This window comes from Sphingomonas sp. DG1-23 (assembly GCF_030730875.1).
Classification (GTDB): Bacteria; Pseudomonadota; Alphaproteobacteria; order Sphingomonadales; family Sphingomonadaceae; genus Sphingomonas.
In genome coordinates, this window is record NZ_JAVAMA010000001.1 from 382,131 (window position 1) to 403,397 (window position 21,267).

The 21,267-nt window shown below is 66.5% G+C and carries 21 protein-coding genes; 10 read left to right on the forward strand and 11 right to left on the reverse strand.

The window, feature by feature from the left end:
* Nucleotides 1-3: 3 nt before the first annotated feature.
* The 4 genes from Q9Q95_RS01615 to typA form a co-directional block, all read right to left on the reverse strand.
* Complete coding sequence (locus tag Q9Q95_RS01615) at nucleotides 4-972, reverse strand: phosphatase PAP2 family protein (RefSeq protein WP_306093310.1); 969 nt, start codon at nucleotides 970-972, stop codon at nucleotides 4-6.
* Between the two features lie 214 nt (nucleotides 973-1,186).
* Nucleotides 1,187-2,164, reverse strand: a complete 978-nt coding sequence (locus Q9Q95_RS01620) for a sensor domain-containing diguanylate cyclase (protein ID WP_306093311.1) — start codon at nucleotides 2,162-2,164, stop codon at nucleotides 1,187-1,189.
* On the reverse strand, nucleotides 2,161-3,000 hold the full coding sequence (locus tag Q9Q95_RS01625; RefSeq protein ID WP_306093312.1) for a hypothetical protein: 840 nt from the start codon (nucleotides 2,998-3,000) through the stop codon (nucleotides 2,161-2,163). The genes Q9Q95_RS01620 and Q9Q95_RS01625 overlap by 4 nt, the downstream gene beginning before the upstream one ends.
* A 146-nt stretch (nucleotides 3,001-3,146) precedes the next feature.
* Complete coding sequence (typA, locus tag Q9Q95_RS01630) at nucleotides 3,147-4,973, reverse strand: translational GTPase TypA (protein WP_306093313.1); 1,827 nt, start codon at nucleotides 4,971-4,973, stop codon at nucleotides 3,147-3,149.
* A gap of 94 nt (nucleotides 4,974-5,067) precedes the next feature.
* On the opposite strand from typA, the gene Q9Q95_RS01635 reads away from it, so the two are divergent.
* The 3 genes from Q9Q95_RS01635 (at nucleotide 5,068) to Q9Q95_RS01645 (ending at nucleotide 7,661) form a co-directional block, all read left to right on the forward strand.
* Nucleotides 5,068-5,631, forward strand: a complete 564-nt coding sequence (locus Q9Q95_RS01635) for an NADPH-dependent FMN reductase (protein WP_306093314.1) — start codon at nucleotides 5,068-5,070, stop codon at nucleotides 5,629-5,631.
* A gap of 97 nt (nucleotides 5,632-5,728) precedes the next feature.
* Nucleotides 5,729-6,934, forward strand: a complete 1,206-nt coding sequence (locus tag Q9Q95_RS01640; RefSeq protein ID WP_306093315.1) for a toxic anion resistance protein — start codon at nucleotides 5,729-5,731, stop codon at nucleotides 6,932-6,934.
* A gap of 4 nt (nucleotides 6,935-6,938) precedes the next feature.
* Nucleotides 6,939-7,661 (forward strand): hypothetical protein, encoded by a 723-nt coding sequence (locus Q9Q95_RS01645; protein ID WP_306093316.1) that lies wholly within the window; start codon nucleotides 6,939-6,941, stop codon nucleotides 7,659-7,661.
* Here the strand turns inward: Q9Q95_RS01645 and Q9Q95_RS01650 are convergent.
* Nucleotides 7,634-8,089, reverse strand: a complete 456-nt coding sequence (locus Q9Q95_RS01650) for an Rrf2 family transcriptional regulator (RefSeq protein WP_306093317.1) — start codon at nucleotides 8,087-8,089, stop codon at nucleotides 7,634-7,636. The genes Q9Q95_RS01645 and Q9Q95_RS01650 overlap by 28 nt on opposite strands.
* A gap of 88 nt (nucleotides 8,090-8,177) precedes the next feature.
* On the opposite strand from Q9Q95_RS01650, the gene Q9Q95_RS01655 reads away from it, so the two are divergent.
* Entirely contained in the window at nucleotides 8,178-9,014 is an 837-nt protein-coding gene (locus Q9Q95_RS01655) for a class I SAM-dependent methyltransferase (protein ID WP_306093318.1), read from the forward strand.
* Nucleotides 9,015-9,064: 50 nt separating this feature from the next.
* On the opposite strand, the gene Q9Q95_RS01660 is transcribed toward Q9Q95_RS01655, so the two are convergent.
* From Q9Q95_RS01660 to ubiA, 3 genes are read right to left on the reverse strand one after another with little or no spacing between them, the layout of a single operon-like run.
* On the reverse strand, nucleotides 9,065-9,850 hold the full coding sequence (locus Q9Q95_RS01660) for a 3'(2'),5'-bisphosphate nucleotidase CysQ (protein WP_306093319.1): 786 nt from the start codon (nucleotides 9,848-9,850) through the stop codon (nucleotides 9,065-9,067).
* On the reverse strand, nucleotides 9,843-11,189 hold the full coding sequence (locus Q9Q95_RS01665; RefSeq protein WP_306093320.1) for a TldD/PmbA family protein: 1,347 nt from the start codon (nucleotides 11,187-11,189) through the stop codon (nucleotides 9,843-9,845). Before Q9Q95_RS01665 ends, Q9Q95_RS01660 begins: the two co-directional genes overlap by 8 nt.
* Before the next feature lie 31 nt (nucleotides 11,190-11,220).
* Nucleotides 11,221-12,135: a 4-hydroxybenzoate octaprenyltransferase gene (ubiA, locus tag Q9Q95_RS01670; RefSeq protein WP_306093321.1), complete on the reverse strand. Its 915-nt coding sequence runs from the start codon at nucleotides 12,133-12,135 to the stop codon at nucleotides 11,221-11,223.
* A gap of 118 nt (nucleotides 12,136-12,253) precedes the next feature.
* Here ubiA and Q9Q95_RS01675 point away from each other — a divergent pair, with 118 nt between their 5' ends.
* From Q9Q95_RS01675 to Q9Q95_RS01685, 3 genes are all read left to right on the forward strand, one after another.
* A complete protein-coding gene (locus tag Q9Q95_RS01675) occupies nucleotides 12,254-12,982 on the forward strand; it encodes an EF-hand domain-containing protein (protein WP_306093322.1) in 729 nt (242 codons plus the stop codon).
* Between the two features lie 140 nt (nucleotides 12,983-13,122).
* Nucleotides 13,123-13,863 carry a 16S rRNA (uracil(1498)-N(3))-methyltransferase gene (locus Q9Q95_RS01680; protein WP_306093323.1) on the forward strand — a complete coding sequence of 247 codons (741 nt, stop codon included), beginning with the start codon at nucleotides 13,123-13,125 and terminating at the stop codon, nucleotides 13,861-13,863.
* 58 nt (nucleotides 13,864-13,921) lie between these two features.
* Nucleotides 13,922-15,295: a glutamate--cysteine ligase gene (locus Q9Q95_RS01685; protein ID WP_306093324.1), complete on the forward strand. Its 1,374-nt coding sequence runs from the start codon at nucleotides 13,922-13,924 to the stop codon at nucleotides 15,293-15,295.
* A 65-nt stretch (nucleotides 15,296-15,360) separates the two neighbouring features.
* Here Q9Q95_RS01685 and Q9Q95_RS01690 read toward each other — a convergent pair whose 3' ends face one another.
* The gene (locus tag Q9Q95_RS01690; protein WP_306093325.1) at nucleotides 15,361-16,695 is read right to left on the reverse strand and encodes an isoprenylcysteine carboxylmethyltransferase family protein; all 1,335 of its coding nucleotides are present in this window, start codon (nucleotides 16,693-16,695) and stop codon (nucleotides 15,361-15,363) included.
* Nucleotides 16,696-16,813: 118 nt separating this feature from the next.
* Between Q9Q95_RS01690 and Q9Q95_RS01695 the strand changes: the two genes are divergently transcribed.
* The 3 genes from Q9Q95_RS01695 to Q9Q95_RS01705 all read left to right on the forward strand — a co-directional run bounded on the left by Q9Q95_RS01695 (nucleotide 16,814) and on the right by Q9Q95_RS01705 (nucleotide 20,252).
* Nucleotides 16,814-18,703 carry a M61 family metallopeptidase gene (locus Q9Q95_RS01695; protein ID WP_306093326.1) on the forward strand — a complete coding sequence of 630 codons (1,890 nt, stop codon included), beginning with the start codon at nucleotides 16,814-16,816 and terminating at the stop codon, nucleotides 18,701-18,703.
* 36 nt (nucleotides 18,704-18,739) lie between these two features.
* Nucleotides 18,740-19,324, forward strand: coding sequence for an inorganic diphosphatase (gene ppa / locus Q9Q95_RS01700; protein ID WP_306093327.1), 585 nt, complete (start codon nucleotides 18,740-18,742; stop codon nucleotides 19,322-19,324).
* Nucleotides 19,325-19,607: 283 nt separating this feature from the next.
* Nucleotides 19,608-20,252 carry a DUF1345 domain-containing protein gene (locus Q9Q95_RS01705; protein WP_306093328.1) on the forward strand — a complete coding sequence of 215 codons (645 nt, stop codon included), beginning with the start codon at nucleotides 19,608-19,610 and terminating at the stop codon, nucleotides 20,250-20,252.
* Between the two features lie 338 nt (nucleotides 20,253-20,590).
* On the opposite strand, the gene Q9Q95_RS01710 is transcribed toward Q9Q95_RS01705, so the two are convergent.
* Together Q9Q95_RS01710 and Q9Q95_RS01715 are read right to left on the reverse strand one after the other, a co-directional pair.
* Complete coding sequence (locus Q9Q95_RS01710; protein WP_306093329.1) at nucleotides 20,591-20,944, reverse strand: TfoX/Sxy family protein; 354 nt, start codon at nucleotides 20,942-20,944, stop codon at nucleotides 20,591-20,593.
* Nucleotides 20,944-21,267 (reverse strand): multidrug efflux SMR transporter, encoded by a 324-nt coding sequence (locus Q9Q95_RS01715; RefSeq protein WP_306093330.1) that lies wholly within the window; start codon nucleotides 21,265-21,267, stop codon nucleotides 20,944-20,946. Before Q9Q95_RS01715 ends, Q9Q95_RS01710 begins: the two co-directional genes overlap by 1 nt.

Below are 21,267 nucleotides of genomic sequence, written 5' to 3' on the forward strand. Positions count from 1 at the left end.
GGATCAGGCCGCGCCGACGGCCACCGGCCCCGGCGCGGCCGGCACGGATGCGGCGGCCGGCGCCGCCGCGGCGCCGCGCGCCAGCCGCACCGCCAGCACGATCGCTCCGGCGGCGATCGCCGATCCGGCGATCACGTCGACGACATAATGTCCGCCCAGCGGCACCGCGGCGAGCCACATCAATCCGTTGACGACCAGCATCGGCGCCCGGAAGTGCCGCGCCGGCCAGGCGCCCCATACGAACAGGATCGCCATCGCCGCGTGAAAGCTGGGAAAGGTGATGATTCCGCCGAGGTTGGTCAGATCGAGCGTGGTCAGCGTACCGTCGCGCAATCCGGCGATGATTTCGCCATAATGCCGGGCGTTGCCGGGCAGCGGCGCTCCGGGCGCCAGATAAAAGGCGAAAGTCGCGCGTGCCGGGAAGAAGAAGAACACCCCCACCGTCGCCGCGAGCGCCAGCCCGTGCGCGAGCAGATAGCGATAGACGTCGCCGATCCGCTGCGCGTGCCAGAGCAGCCCGAACACCGCCAGCGGCATCCAGAAACAGGCGAGATAGCCCTTTTCGAAAGCGAGGAACAGCCAGTCGCGGCGCTCGACATAGCTGCGCATCGCGGGCCAATCGAAACCAAGCGCGTGATCCATCCGGTGGAGCAGGGCGTCGGCGAAACCGCTCGAATGCAACATCGCCAGATAGCTGAGCACCGCCCCCAGCACCCCGATCAGCGCGAAGAGCAGCAATGCCTCGATCATGCGCACCAACTGCGCAATTCGACCCGAAGCGTTCGGCACCCAGAGCAGGCAGAGCAACGCCGAGAGGCCGAAGGCGAGCGCCAGCCCGCGCGAATCGGGCGTCAGCGTAAGCCCCGAGAGATAGCCGGCGAGCCATGCCAGCGCGGCGGCCGCAAGCGTGCCGGTCCAGACCATCGAGCGAGGCGGAGCGAGCGAGAACACATCGCCATGATGTCCGGCCAAGGTTAACATCGCCCTACGTATAGTTGCTTGAGGCGAACTACGTATCGTTGGGCGGATGGACAGGCGCGGTTCGCACCGCGCCGGGCGGCCGATGCTTTCGAGGACAGCACCGTGCCCGGCGCAAAGGAATTGCTCCTCATCGAACCGGAGAATCCGGGCAATACGGGTCAGGCAAAATATAGCCCCCCTTCAGGGGAGGGGCTTTAAGACTCGATCACCCCAGAAACGTCGCGACCACCTGATTCCGCCCCTTCTGCTTGGCGGCGTACAGCAGCTTGTCGACCGCGTCGCAGAAATGCCGGGGCTCGCCGTCGGCCGGCGGAATGACGGTGCCCACGCCCACGCTCACGCTCACCACCTTGCTGCAGTTCGAATGGTCGTGCCGGATCTGCAGCGCCTCGATGGCGTGGCGGCATTGCTCGGCGATCGCCAGCGCTTCGGCTTCGTCGGTTTCGGGCAGCAGCAGCGCGAATTCCTCGCCGCCATAGCGCGCGACGATGTCGCGCTGACGCTCGCCGGCCTTCAGCGCCGCGGCCACCCGCACGAGGCATTCGTCGCCCTGAACATGGCCGTAGAGATCGTTATATTGCTTGAAATGGTCGATATCGAGCAGGACCAGCGAGAGCGGCTGCTGCGCCGCGCAGGCGCTGCGCCATTCGGCCCGCAGCCGCTCGTCGAACCGGCGTCGGTTGGCGCTGCCGGTCAGGCCGTCCTCGAACGAAAGCGCCTCGAGCTTCTTCTGCATCTTGAACAGTTCGTGCTCGATCCGCTTGCGCTCGCTGATGTCGAACATGAAGCCGATCAGGCTCTCGACCTCGCCCGCCTCGTTGCGCACGACATGGACGACGTCACGGATCCAGACATAGCCCTTGTCCTTGGTGAGCGCGCGATAATCGGCCTCGTGATCGACACCGGCAACCGACTGCGAGACGCAGAAATTGACGACATTGTCGCGATCTTCGGGATGGATGCGCGACGCCCAGTCCTCGACCGAGATCCAGCTTTCGGGGCTCCAGCCGAGCAGCGGCCCGATCTGCGGGCCGATATAGGCGAAGCGCATCGTCGCCCAGTCGATCTTCCACGGAATCGCCATCGTCGATTCGAGCAGGGTCTTGTAGAGCGCGGGATCGGGGGCGGCGTCCGGAAGCGACCGGAACTGGTCGAAATATTTGTCGTGCAGCGGCATGTTCATGGGTGGCGGACCTCGAGAGGGCTGTGGGCGGTGTCCGCGGCGTTCCAGTACCAATAGGTGAAGCTGTCTTTGGTCTGCAGCAGCGTGTGGGTCAGGATCGAGTTGCGGCGGATGTCGCCCCAGGCGGCGCGCGCCGAATTGCGGTTGTTGTGCAGGTCGATGCACTGGCTGCCGAACAGCAAGGGCTTGGGCGGGATGTAGAGCGCCGAACCCTGCGGCACCCACAGATCGGCGAGGCGGATGCGGCCCTCGGCGTGCCAGTAGCGCCCGACCGAGATCACCAGCGGGAATTGCGCGTCGGTCGAGGCGAAGACGTGCGGGAAATCGTGATGCTCGAGGTCGGTGCACACCACGCTGAGCAGCGTATTGCCGGCCTCCGGATTGGTGTTCTGATAGGGCGACCAATGCCCGGCGAACACGCCATATTCATATTCGACCTGGTGGAGCGCGCCGCCGGGGCTGTCGATCGCGATCCCCTGCCCCGCCTCGACCAAAGTGATGCCGAATGCCGCGGCGGCTTCGCGCGTCGCCCACATCGGCTCGTAACGGATATTCTCGCCTTCGAAGCCCAATTGGGTCTCGTTGCCGTACGGCGGGGTCGGCTTGAAGCCGATCGTCCCGGTCACCCGGTGCTCGGCGCCGATCGCCACTTCGGGGCCGGTGTGCGCGGGAGTGAGCGGCGTGACGCCGGCGGGCAGGCTGGCGCGATAGGTCGGCGTGCCATTGTCGTTGTAGAAGAACGGCGTGTCGCTGACCTTCACTTCGATTTCCGACTGCTCCTTGATGAACAGCGGCGGGAGGAAGTCGTAGGACGGGATGATCGGTGCGTGCAGCATGGGCCACCTGCTCGTTGCGGCGAGGAAGCCCTTTGTGGCCTGACCTGCATTGAAATGCAGTTAATGGCTCCGCAATTTTCCGGAGACGGCAGGCAAGCAAAAAGGCGCCGGAATCTCCCCCGGCGCCTTTCGCTGCATCAAGAAACTCAGGCCGCCTGCTTGGCGCGGCTGGCGCGCTTGCGCTCGTGCGGATCGAGGTGGCGCTTGCGCAGCCGGATCTTGGTCGGGGTGACCTCGACCATCTCGTCGTCGTCGATATAGGCGATCGCCTGCTCGAGCGTCATCTTCTTCGGCGGGGTCAGGCGGACGGCGTCGTCCTTGCCGCCCGAGGCGCGGAAGTTGGTGAGCTGCTTGGCCTTCATCGGGTTGACCTCGAGGTCATCCGTCTTGGCGTTCTCGCCGACGATCATGCCCTCGTACAGCGCCTCGCCGTGCCCGACGAACAGGATGCCGCGCTCCTCGAGCGGGCCGAGCGCGTAGGATTGCGCCTCGCCATTGCCGTTCGAGATCAGCACGCCGTTCTTGCGGCCTTCGATATTGCCCTTGTGCGGGCCGTATTTCTCGAACAGCCGGTTCATGATGCCGGTGCCGCGGGTGTCCGACAGGAACTCGCCATGATAGCCGATCAGGCCGCGCGACGGCGCCGAGAAGGTGATGCGGGTCTTGCCGCCGCCCGACGGACGCATGTCGGTCATCTCGCCCTTGCGCTGGTTCATCTTGTCGACGACCGTGCCCGAATATTCGTCGTCCACGTCGATCACGACGGTCTCGTACGGCTCGGTCTTCTGGCCGTTCTCGTCGGTGCGGAACAGCACGCGCGGGCGGCTGATGCCGAGCTCGAAGCCCTCGCGGCGCATCGTCTCGATCAGCACGCCGAGCTGGAGCTCGCCGCGGCCGGCGACTTCGAAGCTGTCGCGGTCCTCGCTCTCGGTGACCTTGATCGCGACGTTCGATTCGGCCTCGCGCTCGAGCCGGTCGCGGATCATGCGGCTGGTGACCTTGCTGCCTTCGCGGCCCGCCATCGGCGAATCGTTGACCGCGAAACGCATCGACAGCGTCGGCGGATCGATCGGCTGGGCCTGGATCGCCTCGGTCACCGAAGTGTCGGCGATGGTGTTCGACACGGTGGCGACGGTCAGGCCGGCGAGGCTGATGATGTCGCCCGCGCGCGCTTCGTCCACGGGCACGCGGTCGAGCCCGCGGAACGACATGATCTTCGAGGCGCGGCCGGTCTCGATGACCTTGCCGTCCATGTCGATCGCGTGGATCGGCTGGTTGACCTTGACCACGCCCGAATTGACTCGGCCGGTGAGGATACGGCCGAGGAAATTATCGCGGTCGAGCAGGGTCACGAGGAAGGTGAAGGGCGTGCCCTCGACCTCGACCTTGGGCGGCGGCACGTGATCGACGATCTTCTGGAACAGCGGCTTAAGCGTGCCTTCGCGCAGGCTCGGATCCTCATTGGCATAGCCGTTGCGGCCCGAGGCGTAGAGCACCGGGAAATCGAGCTGCTCGTCGGTCGCGTCGAGCGAGACGAACAGGTCGAACACTTCGTCGAGCACTTCCTGGATGCGCTCGTCGGGACGGTCGATCTTGTTGACCACGACGATCGGGCGCAGGCCGAGCTTCAATGCCTTGCCGGTGACGAACTTGGTCTGCGGCATCGCGCCTTCGGACGAATCGACCAGCAGGATGACGCCGTCGACCATCGACAGGATGCGCTCGACCTCGCCGCCGAAATCGGCGTGGCCCGGCGTGTCGACGATGTTGATCCGCGTGCCTTCCCACTCGACCGAGGTCGGCTTGGCAAGGATCGTGATGCCACGCTCCTTCTCCAAGTCATTGGAATCCATGGCTCTTTCTTCGACACGCTGGTTGTCGCGGAACGTCCCCGACTGACGAAAGAGCTGGTCGACGAGCGTGGTCTTGCCATGATCGACGTGGGCGATAATCGCCACGTTGCGGAGGTTCATACGATATCCTGGATGCCGCTGAAGTGCGGTGCGCGGGCGCCCTTAGCGCAATTTGTGCGTTGCGGGAAGGGGAAGCGCCGCTACGGAAGAATACATGACCGAACCACTCAAGATCCTCGTCATCCTCGGCAGCGTCCGCGAAGGCCGAATGGCCGAGCCCGTCGGAAAATGGGTGATCGAACAGGCCGAGGCGCGCAGCGAACTCGATTGCGAATTGGTAGACCTCAAGGACTGGGACCTGCCCTTTTATCCCTTCGCGCACCCGCCCGCGCAAGGGAACTACAAGGACCCGCTGCAGATCCGCTGGGCGGAGAAGATCGCCAGCGCCGACGGCTATATCCTGATCTGCCCCGAATATAATCACGGGCCGCCTGCGGTGCTCAAGAACGCGTTCGACTTCGTCTATGCCGAGTGGAACCGCAAGCCGGTGACCTATGTCGGCTATGGCGGCAACGGCGCCGCGCGCTCGATCGAATTGCTGACCTGCGTATCGCGCGAGCTGCAGATGGCGGCGCTGGAGGCGTCGGTCCACATCATGGGGGTGTGGGGCAAGGTGAAGGACGGCGTGTTCACCGGCGACGACAAGGATCTGCGCTGGCTCGGCCACGGCTTCGACGAGCTGGCGTGGTGGGGCCGCGCGCTCAAGGCGGCGCGCTGACCTTGGCGAATGCCATATGGTGTACTATTTAACTGACACACTTGGATAGCTGCCGCGATACCCGTATGAGTGTCGCAACAGCGTTGGAGGGTTTGGAATGGCGACCGAGACTGCAGTAGCCGAACAGGAACTGGTGCTCACCCCGCCCAGCCCGGTGAAGGTCGTCGCACCCGAAAAGGCGGCGGGGCTGGTGCCGGTGGAGGATGCCAAGAAAAACGAGCTCGAGAAGCGCGTCGACGGGTTCATCGACGACCTGATCGCGCAGGACGTCAACTCGCCCGAATTCGGCAAGCGCGTCGATGCGATCGCGGCGATGGGGCAAAAGGAGATCCGCGACGCGGCGGGCCAGTCGAACCGCTTCCTCGACCGGCCGGTGCGCGCGATGAGCAGCGAGAGCGGCGTCGGCGCCGACCTGCTCGCGCTCCGCAAGACGGTGGAAGAGCTCGATCCGGGCCGCAACGGCAAGCTCGTCGGCGGCAATGACGGCTTCCTGTCGAAGCTGTTCGGCGGCTCGCCGCTCAAGCAATATTTCCGCAAATATCAGTCGTCGCAGAGCCACATCAACGGCATCCTCAAGAGTCTCGGCAGCGGCAAGGACGAGCTGTTGATGGACAATGCCGCGATCGATACCGAGCGCGCCAATCTGTGGGCGTCGATGGGCCGGCTCGAGCAGATGATCTATCTGTCCAAAGCGATGGACACCAAGCTCGAGGACAAGGCCAACGAGCTCGACCACACCGATCCCGCCAAGGCAAAGGCGGTGCGCGAGACCGCGCTCTTCTACGTCCGCCAGCGCACCCAGGACCTGCTCACCCAGATGGCAGTGACGGTGCAGGGCTATCTGGCGCTCGACCTGGTCAAGAAAAACAATGTCGAGCTGGTGAAGGGTGTCGACCGTGCCTCGACCACGACGGTTTCAGCACTGCGCACCGCCGTGACGGTGGCGCAGGCGCTGACCAACCAGAAGCTGGTTCTCGACCAGATCACGGCGCTCAACACCACCACCGCGGGGCTGATCGATTCGACGGGGCAATTGCTCAAGAGCAACACCGCGGCGATCCACGAGCAGGCGGCGAATTCGACCATTCCCGTCGAGACGCTCCAGCGTGCCTTCCAGAACATCTACGACACGATGGACGCGATCGACACCTTCAAATTGAAGGCGCTCGACAGCATGAAGACCACGGTCAACACGCTGTCGAACGAAGTCGAGAAGTCGAAGGGCTATATCGCCCGGGCCGAAGGCGCCGCGCAGAACCAGGGCGGCGGCGGGGCCGACACCTTCAAGCTGGAGGCGATGTAAACCCGTGACCGATGTCGATCGCCTGAGCGCGCGGGCCGAAGAGCTGATCGAGCGCGCAAGGGCCCGCGCACCCACGACCGCGGCGGACCAGCGGCTGCGCCGGCGACGTGAAGCCGAGGTCGTCCGCCGGATCGGCCGGATCGCCGTCGCCGATGCCGCGATCGTGGTCGGCGCGATCGTCTTCGCGATTGCCGTCGCACCCTTGGGAATCATGGGTGCGATGCTGGTTGCGTTGCTGCTGGTGGTCGCGACGCTTTTCTTCGCGATCCTTCCGGCCGGCGGCAGCACGCCCGAAATGCAGCAATTGACTCAGGTGCCGCTCAAGGCATTGCCCCGCACCACCGAGCATTGGCTCGACGCGCAACGCCCGGCGCTGCCCGCGCCGGTGCACGGACTGGTCGATTCGATCGGGGTGAAGCTGGAGTTCCTCGCGCCGCAGCTCGCCCAGCTCGACGAGGCCTCGCCTGCCGCAGGCGAAGTCCGCAAGCTGGTGGGCGAGCAATTGCCCGAGCTGATCAAGGGCTATGCACGCGTGCCCGAGCCGCTGCGACGGGTCGAGCGCAACGGGCTGACCCCTGACCAGCAGCTCGCGCAGGGGCTCCAGGTGATCGACGACGAGATCTCGGAGATGTCTGCTCAGCTCGCCCAGGGCGATCTCGACCTGCTCGCGACGCGCGGCCGCTATCTGCAGATCAAATATCAGGGCGACGAAGCCGGCGGAGCCTGAGGCAGGCACGCGTAGCGCGCGTCGAAGTCGCGCGCGAGCGCACCGAGGCTGACCGATCCGAACCGCGCGAGCAGCAGCGCTTCGGCCTCCCCCAGCGCGTCCGCCACGGCTTCGTTGACCAGTTTTTCGACGAGGCAGTGCGGCTTATCGGACTCGGCGCCGATCGCGAACAGCTGCGGCCCGCCCACCGCGCGGTGGACATCGAGCAGCGAGATCCGGTCGAAATCGCAGGCGAGCACCCAGCCGCCGCCATGCCCCTTTTCCGAACGGACATAGCCCGCGTCGCGCAGTCCGGCCATCGTGCGGCGGACCACCACCGGATTGGTCCGCAGCATCGTGGCGATCACCTCCGAGGTCATCGGCCCCTCGTGCCGCGCCATGTGGAGCAGGACGTGGAGCATTCGGGACAGGCGGGAGTCGCTGCGCATCGATCGATCCTTCCGCGCACATGCCGGGATTGGCAAGCGCGTGCTATCATGATACTTTTGATGTTACATGATTCGCGGGAGATTGGCTATGCATCGTATGAACGACCCGGAGCGCTGGAACGACATGGCGAAACATTATGAGGAGACCGCGCATCCGTTCACTGCGCGCTTCGCCGAGGCGGCGCTGGCGCGGATCGCAGTGACGCCCGAGACCCGGCTGCTCGACGTTGCGACGGGCACGGGCGCGCTCGCACTGGCGGCGGCGCGCGCGGGCGCACAGGTGCTGGCAACCGACTTCTCTGCGGGAATGGTGGCGCGGGTGACGGCGCACGGGCTGCCCAATCTCGAGGGCCGGACGATGGACGGCCAGGCGCTCCAGCTTCCGGACGCATCTTTCGATGCCGTATTCTCGGTATTCGGAGTGATGATGTTCCCCGATTGGCGCAAGGGGCTGGCCGAAATGGCGCGAGTCACCCGGCCGGGCGGTCACGGCGTGGTCGCGACCTGGCAGAGCGAAGGCGCCGCGACGCATCTTTTGCTTTCGCAGATCGTCCGCGCGCTGTTTCCCGACCGCGAATGGCAGTCGAGCCTTCCGGCGGGGCTGAAGACGCTCGGCGACCCGGTGCTGCTCGCCGCCGAGATGGTCCTCGCCGGCTATCGCGAGCCCGAGATCGAGACGTTCACGCATGACTATCTGTTGCGAATGCCCAAGCTCGACGATCCCGAAACCCAGTTCGGGATGAGCGAGGATTGGGGCGCGCTCAATCCCGCCGAGCAAGCGATGGTGGTGGAAGAAGTGCGCCGGCGCGCGGCAGGGAGGCCGGTGCTGCCGGTCCCGTCGACGGCGCTGATCGCCGTGGCGACGCGCCCGGAAGGCGGCGGGCCTGCCGGCAACCGCCGGGAAGCCGCCCAAACTGCGGTCTGACATCCCGCCGCCGCGCACCGTTGCGCGGCGAAAGGATGCTCTCGATGGCCTCAGGGCTTGCCGATCGCTTCCTTCGCGCGATCGGCAAGCCGCGCGACCGCGGCGGCGTGGATGCCGGGCGCGGTGGCGAGCACGCCGAAGGCCTGCGCCTGCGGCGTATTGAAATCGAGCGGGCGGCCGAACGCATCGCTGACCGTGGCTCCCGCCTCCTCGGCGAGCAAAACCGCGGCGGCGATGTCCCATTCATTGCCCCAGCGGATTGTCGCGAGCAGATCGGCCTCGCCCGCCGCGACCATCGCGATGCGGAGCGCGATCGAATTGGGCTTGGCGACCATCAGCAGATCGCGATCGACTTTCGAGAGCTGGTCGGCGGGAACGCGCGCGCCGGCGAGCTGGCTGCGCTCGGCCACGCGCAGCCGCTCGCCGTTTCGGAACGCGCCCCGGCCGGCTTGTGCGGTCCATACTTCGTGCCGCGCCGGCGCATCGAGCACGCCGATCACCGGGCGGCCTTTCTCCACCAGGGCGACCGATACCGCCCAGCCGTTGCGGCCGCGCAGATAGTCGCGCGTACCGTCGATCGGATCGACTACCCAGATCCGCTCGGCATCGAGCCGCGCCGCATTGTCGATCGTCTCCTCGGAAAGCCAGCCGGCATCGGGGAGCAATTCCCCCAGCCGGTAGCGCAGCAAACCGTCGACCTCGAGATCGACGGCGCAGACCGGATTGCCCGGCGATTTCTCCCAGCGGCGGAAATCGGTGTTCCACAATTTGATCGCGAACCGTCCGGCATCGGCGGCGATGTTGGCGACTTCGGCGGCGAGATGCGGGTCAGGCACCGGCGATCGTCATCCCGTCGATGCGCAGGGTCGGCGCGTTGATCCCGTAGCGGAATTCGAGGTCGTTTGCCGGCGTCAGCGCGAGGAACATGTCGCGCAGATTGCTCGCGATGGTGATCTCCGAAACGGCACGCGTGATCTCGCCATTCTCGATCAGGAAGCCGGCCGCGCCGCGGCTGTAATCGCCGGTGACGCCGTTGATGCCCTGCCCGATCAATTCGGTGACGAGGATACCGCGCTCGATCTCGCCGACCAAGGTCTCGGGCGGGGTGCTGCCCGGCTGCATATAGAGGTTGCTTGGTGCAACCCCCGGTGCGCCGGCGCCGCCGCGCGCGGCATGGCCGGTCGGCTCGAGACCCAATTGGCGCGCCGAGGCACTGTCGAGCAGCCAGGTTTCGAGCATGCCCTGATCGATCAGCTTGATCGGCAGCACCGGCAGGCCTTCGCCATCGAACGGCCGCGAGCGCAGCCCGCGCGGGCGGTGCGGATCGTCGCAGATCGTCACGCCTTTCGCGAAGACCTGTTTGCCGAGGCAATCGAGCAGAAAGCTGGTCTTGCGGGTGATCGCCGCGCCCGAGACCGCGCCGAGCAGGTGCCCGACCAGTCCGGCCGAGACGCGGCGATCGAACACCACCGGCATCGCGCCGCTCGGCACCTTGACCGGATCGAGCCGCGCCACCGCGCGCTCGCCCGCCAACCGGCCGATCGCCTCCGGCGCGTCGAGCATCGACGCATGACGGGCGCTGTGATGCGCGTGATCGCGCTCCATCGCGCCGCCGCTGCCCGCGAGCACGCTCGCCGAGACGCCGTGACTGGTCTGGGCATAGACGCCGGTGAAACCGTGGCTGGTGGAGATCGCCATGACCGCTCGGCTGGCGCCCGCGCTCGCGCCCTCGCTGTTGGTGACGCCGGGCACGGCGCGCGCCGCCGCCTCCGCGGCAAGCGCACGCGCCTTCAGCGCCTCGGGCGCGTCGTTCGCGCCGTCGTCGAGATCGAGCAGAGGCGGGCTGCCGTGCATCAGCCGCTCCTGCGGCGCGAGCCCGGCCCATTGGTCCTCGGGCGCCTCGCGCGCCATCGCGATCGCGCGCTCGACCAGCGTATTGAGCGACTCGCTGGCGAGATCCGAAGTCGAGACGCTCGCCGAGCGCTGCCCGACGAAAACGCGCAGGCCGAGTTCCTCGCTCTCCGAACGCTCGACATCCTCGAGCGCGCCCATCCGCACCGACACCGACAGCGAACGATCGGCGGCGAACACGGCGTCGGATGCGTCGGCGCCCGCGGCGCGCGCCCGATCGACGATGTCGTGGACGCGCTCGCAGGCTTGGGACTCGGTCAGCATCGCAGCGACTTAGGGAGCCGGCCCCGCGACGTCAAAGTGTCTGGCCCACCACGAAGCAGGCGGCGAACATCAAAAGGCCGGCATTGCGGTTCGCGCGGAAGCGGTGGAGCGCGTTGGCGCCGTCTGCGGGGACGAGAGTCGCCACCTGCCAGCCGAGATGCAGCGCCATCGGCAGCAGTGCCGCGAGCGCGAGCGGATCGGGACGGAGTTGCCAGAAGGCCGCGCCCCACAAGGCCAACGCGATCGCGTAGAAGCCCGCGACGCCGCCGCGGACATGACCTCCGAGCCGTCGCGCCGAGGAGCGCACGCCGACCAGCGCGTCGTCCTCGACATCCTGCAACGCGTAGATCGTGTCGTAGCCGATCACCCAGGCGATGCAGCCGGCATAGAGCAACATCCCCGGCAGCCAGCCGCTGTCAGGGGCCTCGGCCCAGCCGACCAGAGCCGCCCAGGAGAAAACGAGGCCCAGCCATGCCTGCGGCCACCACGTGATCCGCTTCATGAAGGGATAGGCAGCGACCAAAGCGAGACTGCCCAGCGCCACACCAGCGGCGAGCGGGCGAAGCTGGACCAGGACGACCAGCCCGATCAGGCACAGCGCCAACAGCCAGATCCACGCCGCCTTGAGCGAAACTGCGCCGCTCGCCAAGGGACGACTGGCGGTGCGTGCGACCTGACGGTCGAGGTCGCGGTCGACGATATCGTTATAGACGCAGCCCGCGCCGCGCATCGCGATGCTGCCGAGCAGAAACCACAGGATCAGATCCCAGCGATTCAGCGCGTTGCCCGACAGCGCGACTGCCCAGGCGCCGGGCCAGAACAACAGCCACCAGCCGATCGGGCGATCGAAGCGCGCGAGCAGCGCATAGGCGCGCGGGGTCGCCGGAAGCTTGCCCACGAGCCCGCGATGTTCGGTGTCGGGGACGATTTCCGGTGCTGCGGCCATATTCCCTGTCCTTCGCGCCGGACGGGCAAAGATCAAGCCGGCGATTGCAACAATCCGGCATATTCGCGTGACGAACCGCGCGCAGGGACCCCGTGGAGTCAATCGCGGGAGGCGACGCATGCGTGCAATCTTGGTGGGAAGTCTGATCGTGCTGGCGAGCGCCGGCAGCACGGCGGCGCAGGATGCGCCGCTCGAAGGTTCGCCGCCCGGCGATTGGCGTCCCGGCCCGCCGCGCGGCCCTTTGTTCCTCAGCCCGATGGGCGAGCCGTTTCGCGGCGCGCGCGATGGCGTTGCGCCGCACGACTTATGGTTCGACGGCGCCGATACCGACCATGACGGCGCGCTGCGCGAGGACGAGATGATCGCCGACGCCACACGCTTCTTCGCAATGCTCGACCAGCGCAAGGACGGCGAGATCGATCCCGACGACGTCGAGCGCTACGAAACCGTGCTCGCGCCCGAAATCCGCACCGGCAGCCCCGGCGGCGGCACGCCGCGCGGTCCTGGCCGCGGCCGCGGCGGTCGCAATGGTCCTCCCGGTGGCCCGGGCGGCCCCGGCGCCGGCGAAGGTCCGCGCGGCGGCAACGATAATGGGCCGAGCGGCAAGCAGGGCGCGGCGCGCTTCGGCTATCTCGATTATCCCGAGCCGGTGACCGTCGCCGATCGCAATCTCAATCGCGGCGTCGATCCGGCAGAGTTTGCCAAGGCGGCATCGATGCGTTTTGCGATGCTCGACACCAATCATGACGGCAGGATCGAGAAGGGCGAATTGCCCAGGCTGCGTGGCTTCGGCGGACGCCCGCCGCGCGATGGCGGCAAGGATGAACGGCGCGGGATTCCGCAATGACGACCGTCACCCGGCCTTGTGCCGGGGTCCACCGCGCCGCCGACGAAGCCCTCTCGCCGCTTGCCCATCCCTTGCCTCCCGGTGGACCCCGGCACTTCGGCCGGGGTGACGAAGGGGGAACCGCGCGGTAGGGAGTCGCCATGCCCGCAACCCCCGCATGGCCGCCGCAATCGACTCCGCGCCTGTTCGTCGACGCCGAGCTCGCGCCCGGCCCGCTGCGCATCGACGGGCCGCCGGCGCATTATCTGATCCAGGTGATGCGGATGAAGGCGGGCGATCCGGTCAAATTGTTCGACGACAGGACCGGCGAGTGGCTCGGCGTCGCGCAGGCGGTGGGCAAGCGCGATCTCGTCCTCGACGTGAGCGGCAAATTGCGCGAACGCGAGCCGGTGCCCGATCTGTGGCTGTGCGCCGCACCGATCAAAAAGGGTCGGATCGACTGGGTCGTGGAGAAGGCGTGCGAGTTGGGCGTCGCGCGGTTGGCGCCGGTGCTCACCCGACGCGCGGTGGTCGACAAGCTCAATCTCGATCGGCTGCGCAGCCACATGATCGAGGCGGCCGAGCAATGCGGCCGCACCGCGCTTCCCGAATTGGTCGAACCGGTCAAGCTGACCGCGATGCTGTGCGACTGGCCCGGCGAGCGCACCCTGTTCTTCGCCGATGAGACCGGCGGCATGCCCGCGCTCGAGGCGATGCGCGCCCATCGGGGTCCCGGCGCGATCCTGATCGGCCCCGAAGGCGGGTTCGACCCCGAGGAACGCGCGGCGATCCGGGCGCATCCGAAAGCAGTGGGAATCGCGCTCGGACCGCGTATCCTGCGCGCCGAAACCGCGGCGGCAGCGGCCGTAAGTCTTTGGATGGCAACGGCCGGGGATTGGTGACCGAACGGTATGAAATCACCACTGGCGCGTCTCGTCACGCGCAGCTAAAGGCCCGCGAATGAGCACGAAGACCGTTTCGAACAGCAACGCAGCGGTCATCGAGGATCGTGCCCAGCTGGTGGATTATTTCGCCCAGGGCGAGAAGCCGAAGGACCGCTGGCGGATCGGCACCGAGCACGAGAAGTTCGTCTTCTCCACTGCCGATCATCACGCCCCCAGCTATGACGAGCCCGGCGGCATCCGCGATCTGCTGATGGCGCTGACCAGCTTCGGCTGGAAGCCGGTCGAGGAGCGCGGCAAGGTCATCGCGCTCGCCGGCCCCGACGGCACCGTCAGCCTAGAGCCCGCCGGCCAGTTCGAATTGTCGGGCGCGCCGCTCGACAATCTCCACGAGACCTGCGCCGAGGCCGGGCGCCACCTCAAGCAGGTCAAGGCCGCGGGCGACAAGCTCGGCATCGGCTTTCTCGGGCTCGGCATGTGGCACGACAAGACCCGCGCCGAGCTGCCGATCATGCCCAAGGGCCGCTACAAGATCATGCTCAGCCATATGCCGCGGGTCGGCAGCCTCGGGCTCGACATGATGCTGCGGACCTGCACGATCCAGGTCAATCTCGATTATGCCAGCGAAGCCGACATGGCGAAGAAGTTCCGCGTCGGGCTTGCGCTTCAGCCGCTGGCGACTGCCTTGTTCGCCAATTCGCCCTTCACCGAAGGCAAGCCCAACGGCTTTCTCAGCTTCCGCAGCAATATCTGGTCGGACACCGATCCGGCGCGCACCGGCATGCTGCCCTTCGTGTTCGAGCAGGGCTTCGGTTACGAGCGCTATACCGATTACGCGCTCGATGTGCCGATGTACTTCGTCTACCGCGACGGCGAATATATCGACGCCGCCGGACAGAGCTTCCGCGACTTTTTGAAGGGCGAATTGCCCGCCTATCCGGGCCACAAGCCGACGATCGACGATTGGGCGGATCACCTGTCGACCGCCTTCCCCGAAGTGCGGATGAAGCAGTTTCTCGAGATGCGCGGCGCCGATGGCGGGCGCTGGGGGCGGATCTGCGCGCTGCCGGCCTTTTGGGTCGGGCTGCTCTACGACGAGGGCGCGCTCGATGCAGCGTGGGAGCTGGTCAAGCATTGGTCGATGGACGAGCGCGAGGCGTTGCGTAGCGCCGTCCCGAAGCTTGCGCTCGACGCGCCGATCCCCGGCGGCGGCAAATTGCGCGACGTCGCCGGCGAGGTGCTCGACATCTCTGCCGCGGGGCTCAACGCCCGCGCCCGGCTCAATGCCTCAGGCGACAATGAAAGCGGCTTCCTCGATCCGCTGCGCGAGATCGTCCGCACCGGGAAAGTGCCGGCGCAGGTGCTGCTCGACCGGTTCAACGGCGATTGGGGCGGCGATATTGCGCGAGTCTACGAAGAGGCGAAGTTTTAGTTTCTGACCGTCACCCCGGCCGAAGTGCCGGGGTCCACCAAGCCTCTATCGAGAAGCAAGCGCCTCTAGCTTCTCGCCTGCCTCCCGGTGGACCCCGGCACTTCGGCCGGGGTGACAAAGGACCTTAGCCGCGCAAAAAATCGCGGGACGAAACCGTTGCGCGCCATCCACGCCGAATATTCCCGATAGGCCAGATCGCTGCCGAGATGGCGTTCCTCGGTCCTGGCGCGCCAGTAATAGACTCCGCTCACGCAGACCATCACCGCGGCGTTGCGGACCGCATCGTGCCAGTTGGTGGTGGCGAGGAACGGCATGGTCGAGAGCCACCAGAAGATATTCTTCGAGAGGTATGCCGGATGCCGCGACCAGGCATAAGGCCCATGGGTCAGGATCCCGCGATGGGTGAGGTTCGAGAAGCGCAGCCCGAACGCGATCGTCGCCCAGGCATAGATAGCGGTGAGCCCGACCAGCACCGCGCCGAGCACCGGCAGCAGCCAAGGGTAGTTGCCCAGCCAATAGGACCAATCCGCGCTGCCCTGATGATAATCAAGCGGGCCGCCCTGCCCCATCAGCAGGAAGGGCGGGTAGCAGATCAGCGCCGCGGTCCAGCCGGCAGCGTAGGGATTGGCGGTGCGGATGTGCGAATCGAGCGGGCGGAAAGTGAGGATGTAGCCCGCAGTGGCGAAAGCGACGTCGATGACGAACATGAAGGTGACGCAATACATCGCCAGCTTTACCGGATCGCCGAGCGCCTCGCGCGGATCGATCGAGACGAATTCGGCGAAGCCCGGCGGCACGATCGCGACCATGAAGGCCAGGAAGAAGGCTTTCACTGCCCAGCTGCGCAGATGATTGAAGATCGCCTCGCGGTCCCAGCCCTCCATGCCCATCGCCCATGCGCCCAGCGACCAGGCGCCGTCGCGCGGGCTCACCAGCCTGCGATCGAGCCACAGCACATAGGGGATCGACAGTACGAACATCGCCGGCGCCGCCGCGATGAAGCACGACATGGCGAAGGGATAATTGGCGTAGCGCGTGTCCCACCAGACGCGGCCGAGCGCATAGATCGCGGCGATCGCCCCCCAGGTGAGCCACAGGCCGGTCAATTTGGTCACCGACACATCGAGCGTGTCGCGCCACGGTCGGACAATGCTCCAGTCGATGCCGGTCGAAGGATTGCGGTGGACCTTGTCGATTGCGAGCGACCAGACCACCATCGGCAGCGCACAGGCGAGCACGTTGACCAGCGCCGCATAGGGCCCGTTCATCCCGAACAGATGCGCGACGATCACCCAGGCGGTCATCCCCGCCAGCCCGACCAGGCCGACGGCGCCGCTGACCGCCGAGCGCGGGCGCGGATCGGCCGTGGCGTTCCGGGCCAATGCGGGATCGTGATACATGGCCGAAACATCTAGCCGGCAATGGTTAGGGAGCGGTGAAGGATGTGCCGCCCCCTTTACCTCCCGCATTTCAACGGCCTAAGAGCCGCCATCTCCTCCGGCCAACGAGGTCTCCCGAATGCTCCGTGCGCTTTCCGTCGCCGCTTTGCTCCTCGCCACCGCCGCACCGGTATCGGCCCAGAATTCGGCGCCGCAGCCGGCGCCGTTCGTCGACACGATCCCCGAGGCGCGCGACATTGCCTATCCGGGCACGATGTTGCTCGACGTGGACGCGACCGACACCCAGCGCGGCATCTTCCGGGTCAGGCAGACCATCCCGGTCGCGAAGAGCGGGCACATGGTGCTGCTCTATCCGAAATGGCTGCAGGGCAAGCACGGCCCGCGCGGCGAGATCGAAAAGCTGACCGGACTCCAGATCAGCGCGGGCGGCAAGCGCATCCAGTGGAAACGCGACCCGGTCGACGTCTTCGCCTTCCATATCGACGTGCCGAACGGCGCGAAGAAGCTGGATCTGGAATTTCAGTTCGCTTCGGCCACGGTCTCGAACCAGGGCCGCGTGGTGATGACCCCGGCGATGATGAGCCTGCAGTTCAATTCGATGAGCCTCTATCCGGCCGGCTATTTCGTCCGCCGCATCCCCGTGCAGGCGAAGGTGAAATATCCCGAGGGCTGGTCGGCGGCTTCCGGGCTGCCGTCGAAGGCGGTCGGCTCGACCGTCACCTACGAGAAGACCAATTACGAAGTGCTGGTCGATTCGCCGGTGCTCGCGGGCCGCTATTACCGGCCGTTCGAATTGAGCCCGCGGGTGACGCTCGACGTCTTCGCCGACAGCCCCGAGGAGCTCGAGGCCAAGCCCGAGCAGATCGAGGCGCACAAAAGGCTGGTCGATCAGGCGGTCAAGGCGATGGGGTCGCAGCAATACGACCATTATCACTTCCTGCTCTCGATCAGCGACGAGCTCGGCGGGATCGGCCTCGAGCATCACCGCAGCTCCGAGAACGGCGTCTCGCCCGGCTACTTCCTCAAATGGGACGAGAACCCGACCGGCCGCAATTTGCTGCCGCACGAATTCACCCATAGCTGGGACGGCAAATATCGCCGCGGCGCCGACCTGTGGGCGCCCGATTACCGCACTCCCACCCGCGGCTCGCTGCTGTGGGTCTATGAGGGGCAGACCCAGTTCTGGGGCTATGTCTTCCAGGCGCGCTCGGGGCTGGTGAGCAAGGCCGACACGCTCGAATCCTATGCGGGCATCATGGCGAGCCTCGACAATCGCAAGGCGCGCGAATGGCGGCCGATGGGCGACACCACCAACGATCCGGTGATCAGCGCCCGCGCGCCCAAGGGCTGGGTGAGCTGGCAGCGTTCGGAGGATTATTACAATGAAGGTCTGCTGATCTGGATGGAGGTCGATTCGATCCTCCGCGAGCAATCGAAGGGCACGAAGTCGATCGACGACTTCGCCCGCGCCTTTTTCCAGGGCCGCGACGGCGATTATGGCGAAGTGACCTATACCTTCGACGACGTCGTCCGCACGCTGAACGCGATCCAGCCCTATGACTGGCGGGCGCTGCTCGACCAGCGGGTCAACCAGGTATCGCAGCGCGCGCCGCTCGCCGGGTTCGAGCGCAACGGCTACAAGCTCGTCTATACCGAGGAGCCCAACAAGGCTTCGGGCAAGACGACGGTCGATCTGGCCTATTCGCTCGGGCTGACCATCGGCGCCAAGGGAATCACCAGCGTCGCGTGGGACAGCCCCGCCTTCGAGGCGGGGATCGACCTTGGCGACGAGATCGTCGCCGTGAACGGCCGGGCTTATTCGGGCGACCGGCTCAAGGCGGCGGTCAAGGACGCCAAAAGCGGCAAGGAACCGATCAAATTGCTGCTCAAGAGCGGCGATCGTTTCCGCGAGGTTGCCATCGACTATCATGGCGGGCTTCGCTATCCGCACCTCGTGAAGACGGCCCCGGGAGAGGCTGGCCTCGACAAGCTGCTCCAGCCCCGCTGAGACGGGGCGGAGACGCCAACCCAAGCAAGGTCCGAAATGCGTATCGACTTGATTCCGGTGGGCGACGATCCGCCGAACAACCTCAACGTGATCATCGAAGTTCCGACCGGCGGCGAGCCGGTGAAGTACGAGTTCGACAAGGCCAGCGGCGCGCTGTTCGTCGACCGCATCCTGCACACCCCGATGCGCTATCCGGCCAATTACGGCTTCGTGCCGCACACGCTTTCGCCCGACGGCGATCCGCTCGACGCGCTGGTGATCGCGCGCTCGCCGTTCGTGCCGGGCTGCGTCGTCCGCGCCCGCCCGATCGCAGTGCTCAACCTCGAGGACGAGGCCGGCGGCGACGAGAAGCTCGTCTGCGTCCCCGACGACAAGACCTTCCCTTATTATTCGGACATCGAGGAAAAGGACGATCTGCCCAGCATCGTGATGGAGCAGATCGAGCATTTCTTCACCCACTACAAGGACCTGGAGAAGAAGAAGTGGGTGCGCGTCGGCACGTGGGGCGGCGCCGAGGATGCGCGCCGGATCACGCTCGAGGCGATCGAGCGCTACAATCAGGACAAGGCTGCCGCGGCGGCATCGGTCGACCAGACCGGCGTGGATACCCCGCAGGGCTGAGGCTTTCCGGGCCGGCGCGAGCCGGCCCGGAAAAGTCTACCTGCCGAATCGCGCGCGCCGCATCGCGTCGCAACCAGGACGCATCGCCATTTGGGGGGCAGACCGGCAGCTGCGCAAATTTCACCGTCACCCCGGCCCTATGCCGGGGTCTACGGTGCCGCCCTGGCTGAACCAGGACCTCCAGGCTGACACTTGTCGCCCCGTGGACCCCGGCACGAGGCCGGGGTGACGAAGTGTTTGCGGGATCCTCGTCCTCGCCTGCGAATGTCGCTAGGCTTCCCTCATGGCAAACCCTCCCGCACGCGGCATCGGCAACTTCCTCGCGCCGCCGCGCTTCCTGCTGTTCCTCGCCGCCACCGCGGCGGCCTGCTTCGCCGCGATCCCCGCCTTCGATCTGCGCACCGGGGTGATGATCGGCTTCGACGCCGGCGCCACGCTGTTCCTGCTCTCGGTGCTGCCCTTGCTCGGGCACCGATCGGACGACATGCGCCGCGCGGCGACGCGCAACGACGCCAACCGGCTGTTGCTGTTGTTCCTGACGCTGGCGGTGAGCCTGGTCGTGCTGGTCGCGGTGGCCAGCGAGCTGATGCAGCGTGCCGCGCCCGACACGCGATCGATCGCCTTGATCGTCGGCACTCTGATGCTGAGCTGGGTGTTCAGCAACACCATCTACGCACTGCATTATGCCCATCTCTATTACCGCGCCGGCGACGGCGGCGACGCCGGCGGGCTGCAATTCCCCGAAGAGCCCGAGCCCGATTATTGGGACTTCGTCTATTTCGCCTTCTGCCTCGGCATGACCTTCCAGACCAGCGATGTGAGCGTCACCGACCGGGGAATCCGCAAGGTGGTGACCCTGCACTGCCTCGCGGCGTTCGTGTTCAACCTCGGCATCGTCGCGTTCACGATCAACGTGCTCGGCGGCTAGGTCGTCAGCGACCTGGCGCGGGTGCCGCGTGTGGTTGTCAGGTTGACAGTCTGACACGGTTGCGCCCCCGCTTCTCTCGGCGGGCAGTGCGCACACGCCGCCGACGCGCCTGCGGGGCGACATCGGCGCGACACGTGCGCGCCACCTAGGCGACAGATTCGCCGCACGGACACGCCCGTCGCGCGACGCCCGAGCGACGGTGGCGCTCCGCTCCGGTCACACGGAGGCTACGGCTGGATTCGGATCGAGCGGACAATGAGAAAGAGCGAGCGGCAAAGCCGACCGCGCGAGGCAAGCAGAGCAAATCCTACATTGCAAGATTCGGGAACAGCGCGCGATCAGCGCCGCTTCGGCTTCTTCGGCGCCCTCAGCCCTGCGGCGATGCCGTGCGCCGCCCATTCGCGCAGCGCGTCGGCGTCGTCATAGGCGTCGCTGGGCGCGCGGCGATAGTTCATCGTGTCGCTCATCCCCGTAGAGAACGTCACGGTGAAGCGCTCGCGATGGCCGGCTTCGTCCCAGAGCGCGTTGCTCTCCTCGTCGGCCTTGAACCAGAGCTCGCCGTCATGGACGATCCCGAAGATCGTGCCGTCGCAATAGAGCGTCGCGCCGCCCATCATCCGGCGCATCGTCACCGTGCCGACCGGCTCGAGCGCCTCGGTCACCCAGGCGATGAGACCTTCGTCGACTGCCATTAGTGGCCGCCGCCGACCAGCTTCAGCCCGGCGATGCACGCGACCAGCCCGAAGATCAGGGCGATTCGCGCCGCGCCGGCGGGCTCGCCGAACCACCAGATGCCGACGAGCACGGTGCCCAGCGCGCCGATGCCGCCCCAGACCGCATAGGCCGTGCCCATCGGAATGGTCCGCGAGGCGAGTTCGAGCAAAGCCATCGACAGCCCGACCGAGACGAGGAAGCCGATCGTCCAGGGAATGTTGCGGAAGCCGTCGACGAAGCGCAGGCAGGTGGTGAAACCGACTTCGAAGCAGCCGCCGAGGATCAGCCAGAACCACGCCAT

Bases quoted from the DNA above. Each gene is read 5' to 3' on its own strand.
- Q9Q95_RS01620 (WP_306093311.1), bottom strand. From the start codon at position 2,164: ATGAACATGCCGCTGCACGACAAATATTTCGACCAGTTCCGGTCGCTT.
- Q9Q95_RS01625 (WP_306093312.1), bottom strand. From the start codon at position 3,000: ATGCTGCACGCACCGATCATCCCGTCCTACGACTTCCTCCCGCCGCTG.
- typA (WP_306093313.1), bottom strand. From the start codon at position 4,973: ATGAACCTCCGCAACGTGGCGATTATCGCCCACGTCGATCATGGCAAG.
- Q9Q95_RS01635 (WP_306093314.1), top strand. From the start codon at position 5,068: ATGACCGAACCACTCAAGATCCTCGTCATCCTCGGCAGCGTCCGCGAA.
- Q9Q95_RS01640 (WP_306093315.1), top strand. From the start codon at position 5,729: ATGGCGACCGAGACTGCAGTAGCCGAACAGGAACTGGTGCTCACCCCG.
- Q9Q95_RS01650 (WP_306093317.1), bottom strand. From the start codon at position 8,089: ATGCGCAGCGACTCCCGCCTGTCCCGAATGCTCCACGTCCTGCTCCAC.
- Q9Q95_RS01655 (WP_306093318.1), top strand. From the start codon at position 8,178: ATGCATCGTATGAACGACCCGGAGCGCTGGAACGACATGGCGAAACAT.
- Q9Q95_RS01665 (WP_306093320.1), bottom strand. From the start codon at position 11,189: ATGCTGACCGAGTCCCAAGCCTGCGAGCGCGTCCACGACATCGTCGAT.
- ubiA (WP_306093321.1), bottom strand. From the start codon at position 12,135: ATGGCCGCAGCACCGGAAATCGTCCCCGACACCGAACATCGCGGGCTC.
- Q9Q95_RS01675 (WP_306093322.1), top strand. From the start codon at position 12,254: ATGCGTGCAATCTTGGTGGGAAGTCTGATCGTGCTGGCGAGCGCCGGC.
- Q9Q95_RS01680 (WP_306093323.1), top strand. From the start codon at position 13,123: ATGCCCGCAACCCCCGCATGGCCGCCGCAATCGACTCCGCGCCTGTTC.
- Q9Q95_RS01685 (WP_306093324.1), top strand. From the start codon at position 13,922: ATGAGCACGAAGACCGTTTCGAACAGCAACGCAGCGGTCATCGAGGAT.
- Q9Q95_RS01690 (WP_306093325.1), bottom strand. From the start codon at position 16,695: ATGTATCACGATCCCGCATTGGCCCGGAACGCCACGGCCGATCCGCGC.
- Q9Q95_RS01695 (WP_306093326.1), top strand. From the start codon at position 16,814: ATGCTCCGTGCGCTTTCCGTCGCCGCTTTGCTCCTCGCCACCGCCGCA.
- ppa (WP_306093327.1), top strand. From the start codon at position 18,740: ATGCGTATCGACTTGATTCCGGTGGGCGACGATCCGCCGAACAACCTC.
- Q9Q95_RS01705 (WP_306093328.1), top strand. From the start codon at position 19,608: ATGGCAAACCCTCCCGCACGCGGCATCGGCAACTTCCTCGCGCCGCCG.
- Q9Q95_RS01710 (WP_306093329.1), bottom strand. From the start codon at position 20,944: ATGGCAGTCGACGAAGGTCTCATCGCCTGGGTGACCGAGGCGCTCGAG.
- Q9Q95_RS01715 (WP_306093330.1), bottom strand. From the start codon at position 21,267: ATGGCGTGGTTCTGGCTGATCCTCGGCGGCTGCTTCGAAGTCGGTTTC.